7 protein-coding genes are annotated in these 7,250 nt (G+C 55.0%); 5 read left to right on the forward strand and 2 right to left on the reverse strand.

The window, feature by feature from the left end; genetic code table 11:
- Nucleotides 1-285: 285 nt before the first annotated feature.
- The 5 genes from QZQ29_RS08115 (at nucleotide 286) to QZQ29_RS08135 (ending at nucleotide 5,423) form a co-directional block, all read left to right on the forward strand.
- Nucleotides 286-1,062, forward strand: a complete 777-nt coding sequence (locus tag QZQ29_RS08115) for a 6-carboxyhexanoate--CoA ligase (protein ID WP_296962175.1) — start codon at nucleotides 286-288, stop codon at nucleotides 1,060-1,062.
- Nucleotides 1,049-2,215, forward strand: coding sequence for an 8-amino-7-oxononanoate synthase (locus tag QZQ29_RS08120; protein ID WP_296962177.1), 1,167 nt, complete (start codon nucleotides 1,049-1,051; stop codon nucleotides 2,213-2,215). Before QZQ29_RS08115 ends, QZQ29_RS08120 begins: the two co-directional genes overlap by 14 nt.
- A 605-nt stretch (nucleotides 2,216-2,820) precedes the next feature.
- Nucleotides 2,821-3,327: a hypothetical protein gene (locus QZQ29_RS08125; RefSeq protein WP_296962180.1), complete on the forward strand. Its 507-nt coding sequence runs from the start codon at nucleotides 2,821-2,823 to the stop codon at nucleotides 3,325-3,327.
- A gap of 90 nt (nucleotides 3,328-3,417) precedes the next feature.
- Nucleotides 3,418-4,938, forward strand: a complete 1,521-nt coding sequence (locus tag QZQ29_RS08130; RefSeq protein WP_296962182.1) for a DUF438 domain-containing protein — start codon at nucleotides 3,418-3,420, stop codon at nucleotides 4,936-4,938.
- A 392-nt stretch (nucleotides 4,939-5,330) separates the two neighbouring features.
- Nucleotides 5,331-5,423: a putative holin-like toxin gene (locus tag QZQ29_RS08135; RefSeq protein WP_296962184.1), complete on the forward strand. Its 93-nt coding sequence runs from the start codon at nucleotides 5,331-5,333 to the stop codon at nucleotides 5,421-5,423.
- Between the two features lie 208 nt (nucleotides 5,424-5,631).
- Here the strand turns inward: QZQ29_RS08135 and QZQ29_RS08140 are convergent, their stop codons facing one another.
- A complete protein-coding gene (locus tag QZQ29_RS08140; protein ID WP_296962186.1) occupies nucleotides 5,632-6,267 on the reverse strand; it encodes an NAD(P)H-binding protein in 636 nt (211 codons plus the stop codon).
- Nucleotides 6,268-6,282: 15 nt separating this feature from the next.
- Nucleotides 6,283-7,062 (reverse strand): RibD family protein, encoded by a 780-nt coding sequence (locus QZQ29_RS08145; RefSeq protein ID WP_296962188.1) that lies wholly within the window; start codon nucleotides 7,060-7,062, stop codon nucleotides 6,283-6,285.
- Nucleotides 7,063-7,250: the final 188 nt, after the last annotated feature.

Here is a 7,250-nt window from a genome sequence, read left to right on the forward strand (position 1 = left end):
TGCTAGGCTTTGCCGGGCCCGGGCTTTCACCGGACTATACTATACACGCCGAACTGGCGCACACCTTCTGAACCCTTCATAACACATGAGAATATATCCCAACACCTCCAATGACTCTTTTTCCAAAGTAACTCTTTTCTTGTATTGTAAGCTAAATAATATTTCCATCTTGACAAATAACAGTTAACAGTTTTACACTAAAAAACAACAGCCGAAGTGCGATAACTTCGGATTATTTTATGCCCTTGCAGTTGACAATAAAGCTATATTAAGTTAACAAAAGGAGTGGTTTCGTTGCTGTACAGTATAAAAATGCGTTCCAGTCTTGGCGGTTATCATGGAGAGGGAGGCCGTCATATTTCCGGTGCGGAAAGAATCGTGCCGGAGGACCAGGTGGAGGCGGACGTGATTGCCATGCTGCGCCGGGCCAGGACCCATGAGCGGGGCGCCGCCGATTTCATCCAGGTGAAGGTGGAAGAGGTGAAGCCCCAGTCCATTACCTATTGTCCCATGATTCCTATTTACCAGATGAATACGTCCACGAAGGAAGAGGGGCGGGAAACGGCCAAAAGGGAACTGGCCCGCATCGGCGTAAGCCAGGCAGCCATCCAAAGTGCCTTTCACGAGCTGGAGTCCCTTACCGACAGCATGCGGGGCGCCATCGTCATGGATGCCGTCACGGGGAAGCGGCTGGATGACCGCCATGAACGGGGCGTGCGCTGCAGCAATATGGACTGCGAGGACACCGCCCTGTACGATGAAATCATGGGGAAGAAGGGACTTGGCGGCGACCATCCCCGGGAAGCGCTGGTGCTGGCGTCGAAGGTGGCCTATGCTCCCGGCACGGTGGCGGAGCTCTGCTGGTCCGACGACCCGGACTATGTCACCGGCTACGTGGGCTCCCGGAAATTCGGGTATGGCCGCATTACGGTGATGAAGGACATGGGTGACCCCGTGGGAGGCCGGGTGTTCTTCGTGAAACCGGGCACCGATATGGATGCCTACGATGATTACATGCAGAACCAGACCGTTCTTGTGAGGCTGCCCCATGAAGCTCAGTGATATTTCTAAAAAGCTGGATGAAATCAGAACGGAAGGACGTTTCCGCAAAGTTTCGGACCTCCGCATGGTGACCGCCTCCAAAGGGGTGGACCGGCAGGGGAAGGAGTACATCGTCTTCAACTCCAACGATTACCTGGGCATGACCCATGAAAGGGAAGTGGAAAAGGCCGCAGGGCTTGCCATTTCCTATGGCACCGGCTCCGGCGGAGCGCGCCTCACCAGCGGCGCGGTGTTTGAGCTTTCCGATTTGGAAAGGGAAATCGCCCATTTCAAACATAAAGAGGACGCCGTCATTTTCAATACGGGCTACATGACGAACCTGGGCGTCCTCTATGCTCTGGCGGGACCGGGGGACGTGATTTTCTCCGACGCCCTGAACCACGCCAGCATTGTGGACGGCTGCCGGATTTCCAGGGCCGCCGTCAAGGTCTATCCCCACTCCGACATGGGGGCCCTGGAAAAGCTCCTTCAAGAAACGGAAACGGCGGGGCAGCGCTTCATCGTCACCGACGGCGTGTTCAGCATGGACGGCGACGTGGCGGACCTGCCATCCCTGGTGAAGCTGAAGGGAAAATACGAAGCCTGCCTCATCGTGGACGACGCCCACGCCACCGGGGTCATCGGTGAAACCGGCCGGGGCACGGCGGAATACTACCACATGGAGGGCATCGACATCCAGGTAGGCACCCTGTCCAAATCCCTGGGCGCCGAAGGGGGATTTGCCGCCGCCGACAGAAATATCACCGACTACCTCCGGAACTGCTCCCGTCCCTTCATCTTCTCCACCTCCATTGCCGCCTCCACCGGCGCCGCCGCCCTTGCGGCACTCCGCCTTCTGGAAAAAAATCCGGAGAAATACATGGGCGCTCTCCGCCAAAACACGGCATACATGAAGGAGAAACTCAGGAAAGCGGGCATTTCCTTCCTCCCCGGCGACACCTCCATCATCCCCATCGTCATGGGAAGAGAAGAAGCGGCCATGGAATACGCCGCCCGCTGCCGGGAACGGGGCATCCTCCTCTCCGCCATCCGTCCGCCCTCGGTTCCTGCCGGTACCAGCCGCATCCGCCTCACCGTCACCGCCGCCCATACAAGGGAAGAACTGGACCGGGCGGTGGAGGTGATGAGGGAATGTCTCACTAACGACACTTGACCTTGATTCTGAATAAAGGGAAGGGGGGCGCGGCTGGCGCCGCAGGTTGTGTTGTATAGAAGGGTTAACGGCCCTTCGGGCCGAAGGTTCTTAGGGTTCTAAAGTTTGACAGCCACTACGTGGCTGAGGGTTGTGGTGGGCGGCTTTGCCGCCAGTTTATAGAAAACCGTTACAACCGGGCTTTCGCCCGTGGGAAAACCGTACAACCACCCTGCGAGCGAGGGAAAAGAGGCACCAAAGGGGGGAAAGCCACCAGAGGTGGCTAACTCACCGCCATGTTTAGGGCGACGAAAGCATAAGAAAGATATTCCCGTAACGCTGACTTCATAAGCATAGCCGCCAAAGGCGGCTATCCACAACCCTCGCAGCCACAGGCTGCGTCAAACCTAAGAACCTTTCCCTCCGAACCCTCCGGCCAACGGCCGGTCAATCTTAAGAACCTTTTCCTCCGCCCCCTGAGCGGGAGCGAACACAACCTTCAGCCCCTGCGCCAGCGCAGGGCTGTCGCCCCTCCGCGCCAAGGGCGCGGGCACCTTCGGGAATACATTCCAGCAGCTTACTGTCCCCTCAAATCTCAAACCTCAAGTTCCAAAAAGGAGACCATCATGGAAAAGACCATATCCGTCAACAAAGAAAGAACCATGGCCATGGACTGCTGCGAGACGGCCCTTCTGGCGGTGCTGATTGCAGTAAGCGGCACCTTCCGCATTCCCGGCATTGTGCCGGGCACGGAGTTCCAGCTGTCTGCGCCCATTGCCGTGGCTGTCTGCGGCGTTTTCGGATTCAAGAAGTACATTATCGCCGGCATTCTGGCGTCCCTCATGGGACTTTCCCTTGGCACCTGCAATCTGCTGAATGTGGCCATCCAGATGTCCTTCCGCCTGGGAGTCGGCGCTTTCTGGCTCCTTTCGGGGTCTAACCGATTTTTCTATATTTTCTCCGGCCCTGTCGGTACTGCTCTGGCCCGGCTGGCCATGTACTTCCTCCTGGGCAAGGGCCTCACTTTGATGCTGATTGCCGCGGCTCCGGGCATGGCCTTTACCGCCGCCACGGCCTGGGCCTTCGGAAAAATCTTCACCCGCTGCCGCAAAGCAGTGCGGACGAGCATGTAAGTAAACGCCATAGTGACATCCCCTTTCCTTCATGGTACAATGGTTTTATCCATTGAAAATTATCTATGAAACACAGAAAAGGAGATATATATGGCAGACCGGAAAATACTCTATCTCACAAAGAGCGTACACGACCTGGTGAAGGAATATCCGGAGCTCGTTCCCATTATGAAGGAGCTTGGTTTTACCCGCATTACAGAAAAAACAGCCCTCAACACGGTGGGCCGTTTCATGACCATTCCCAAGGGCGCCATGATGATGCACATTGACATGGGGAAAATTATTTCCACCCTCACCGCCCACGGCTTTACCCTGGGCGGCTCCTTTGCCGGAACGCCGGATACACCGCCGGCCCCTTCCGAAGAGCCCGCAGCCAGCGAAAGAACCGCCAAAATCACCGACTACATCAGCCGCCTTTCCAAAGGCGAAGACCTGGAAAGCGTGCGGGCGGATTTCGTGAAGAATTTCAAGGACGTGGACCCCGGGGAAATCGCACTGGCTGAACAGTCCCTCCTGAAGGGCGGCGTGCCCCTCCGTGACGTGCAGCGGCTCTGCGACGTGCACTCCGCCCTCTTCCACGGCACCACCAGGGCGGAAAAAATTGCCGCCGCCGAAGCGAAGGTGCAGGAATCCCTGGGCCGCCATTCGCCGGCTGCCATGCTGCAGCGGAAGGACGGCGCCGACGGCCTTTACGAAGCGCTTAAAGCCATTCCGGGCCATCCGCTGTCCCTCCTTTCCCTGGAAAATGAAGCCATCGGGAAACAGCTGAAAACGGTGCGGGAAGCGCTGGAAAAGGGAGACAACCCGCTGGAAGGACTGGCCGCGCTCCGCCGGATTTCCCTTCATTACAATAAAAAGAATGTGCTCTATCCCATTCTGAAACTGAACTACGGTTTCTCCGGCCCCTCCGACGTCATGTGGAGCGTGGACGATGAAATCCGGGACAGCCTGCGAAATCTGGAAAAGCAGGGCCAGAAAAGCGCCGCCATCCGTGAAACGCCGCAGTGGAAGGACCGCCTTTCCTCCGCCCTCACCAGAGCCGAGGAAATGATTTATAAGGAAAATAACATTCTCTTCCCCCTCTGCGCCAAAAATTTCACGGAAGAAGAATGGAAGAACATTGCCCGGGACTTTGACCGCTATGAGCCCTGCCTCATAGACCCCCAGCCCAAATGGCAGGACGCCTTCCTGGAAGGCCGTAAGGAAATTTCCATGGAAGAAGGGGTCATCCACCTTCCCACAGGGGAGCTTAAAGTGAAGGAACTGGAAGCCCTCCTGAATACCCTGCCTCTGGAAATCACCTTCGTGGATGCGGGGGACATCAACCGCTACTGGAACGACGACGGCGCCCCCAAACTCTTCAACCGCCCCGCCACCGCCCTGGGAAGGGAAGTCTACACCTGCCACCCGCCCAAGGTGGTGCCCATGGTGCGCCAACTCATCGACTCCTTCCGCAGCGGAAAACAGGACCTCTTCGACGTGTGGATGGAAAAGGAAGGGGAACCGGTACTGGTCCGCTACATGGCCGTTCGCGATAAAAAAGGCACCTTCCTGGGAACTTTGGAAATCGTACAGAAAATGGGATTTGCCAAAAAGCATTTCTCCATGTAAAGTGATAGGGTTCAAAGGGTGATGGTGCAGCTGCGCCGCCTAGGGAAATGAACCTTTACAGAATCAGATACAGAAAAACAGACACAGTAAAACCCGCCGTCCCGGTGATGATTCCGGACGGCGGGTTCTTGTGTAAGCAGGCTCTATGAATAAGTTTCATGCAGCAGGTGAAGTATTAGATTTCAGATTCAAAGAGTAATGGCAGCGGCTGTCGCCGCAGTAAAAAAGATACAGCGCCCTGAGAGCGTAATAATAAATGCTATGGATATATCGTATGTACACCTTGCTCCTGTTTTTGAAATATTTGCCAAATCTCTAAATAACATGTTAATATTTACATGAGACAGCTGGCAGGGCTTTCTCTTACTTCCTGTAAGAGGAGGTGATTCACTATGAGCCAAGAATTGTATCAGGCCTTTATGGTCATCATCAATTTCGCGGCCCTGGTGGTCGCCATTATTGCACTTGTTAAAAGTAGCAATTGAAAAAAGCCATCCAATGGAGGAAGGCTCCTTTCAAATAACAATATTCTGAGAGAGCCGTTTTCCTCCCCAGGATGCCAGCTGTCTCTTTCTATGCCCATTATACCATAGAAAGAAAAGGTAAAAAACAACAGTATTGGTTTTTGATATAAGTGCCAATGATAAATGATTCACATCCTTTATCATTGCGCCGGCAGGGTGCTTGGCAGCTTTATCCCCTTGTTTCCTGGCCTGTCAGAATTTCCACGCCCTTCTTTGTCTCAAGTCCTAAATCCGCCATTTTCCGTGCCACCGCTTCCGTAGGCACGGGGGCCATGGTTTTGAAGAGGCCCAGGGCATTGGCCAGCTGGAACAGTTTCACCGAAACCGTTTCCGCCGGCCTTTTGGCATGCTTCCGGATAAGGGAGGGGGGACGGAGGATGGAAAGCTGTGGAAATTGAAGAGCTTCCACATCCCTTTCGATGAGGCCTTTGAGCTTTAAGTAAAAAATGGAAGAAGACCGGTTGGCGCCTAAAGAGGACACCAGCACCACATGGGGCACCCCGTTTTCCCGGGCCGCTTTGGCGAAGGAGAGCTGGTAGTCATGGTCTATGCGGTACTGGGCTTCCTTGGAACCCGCCTGCTTCAGGGACGTGCCAAGGGCGGAAAAGAGGACGTCCCCTTTCACCAGATGGGCCCAGTCTGACGGGCGGTCGAAGTCAATGATGCAGGATTCGATTTTTTCACTTTTTATATCCAGAGGGCGGCGGGTGAAGGTGATGATTTTCTCATATTCCCTGCGGGAAAGGAGTTCTTCCACCAGGTTCTTTCCTACAGCGCCGGTGGCGCCGATAACGATGGCTTTCATGGGGCCTCCTTGAAATTATGAACGATGGGTATGAATCATTTCCTGCACAGCCCGGAAATCGGGGTCCCTGTCAAAATCATAGTCCGACTTTTCCCTCACCTTCCAGCGGATCCACACAGCGCCGTCGGCCATGATTTCAGATGAAAGGGCCTTGAAACGGACGGGCTGGTCTTTGGAAATCCCATCCTTTGCCATGAAAAGGGTCTGGGTATGGCTGCTGCCGTCGGCGGCAGGCGCTATGACCTGGCTCACTTCATCGGCCAGCCCTGCCTGGATGAAACTCCAGTTCAGTACACCGCCGCCGCCCAGAATCATGGTGTCCACATGGAGGATGTTCTTGATTTTCCTGCAGGCCAGAGTAAGGTCCACCTGGTCTTTGCCGCAGATCAGGTAACTGATACCCTTCCGGCGGAGGAAATCTTTGTAACCGTTGGAGGCAGATTCCGTAAGGATTTCCACGATGTCCATGGAAACTCCGTTTTCCTCCGCCCGGTTCTCCTCCCAGGCCAGTTTCCCATGACCGTCCAGGGCGATGAGGTAAGGTCCTTTGGCACCGGTCAGGAAATCCCCCTCCGCTGCGGGAGCGGCACTTTCATGGATTTCCGGCTTTTTGTACAGGGTCCTGTTGTCATCGATGGTGGTGCGGCCCATGATGATGGCCTGGAAATTATATTTTCCCTGCACCGCATAAAAGGAATCCTCCGCCCCCTCCGGGCCGGGAAGCCACAGGTACTTCCCCATGATTTTGCCGTCCAGGCTCGTTTCCATATGACATATAATATAAGGTCTTTCCATGATGGTCTCCTTCCTTCTGGGAAAACAAAACTTTTCCTTCATTATAGAGGGAAGAACAGGGGAAAAGCAATGGGGCTGTCCGCCGGGTGCTGGGCTGTATTCCCGAAAGAGAAAAAGGGGCGCCGCTGACGCGGCGGGTTGTGTAGAAGGGTTGTGTTCGCTGGCGCGCAGGGGGCGAAAGTTCGGCT

This window comes from uncultured Dialister sp. (assembly GCF_900538805.1).
Classification (GTDB): domain Bacteria; phylum Bacillota; class Negativicutes; order Veillonellales; family Dialisteraceae; genus Dialister.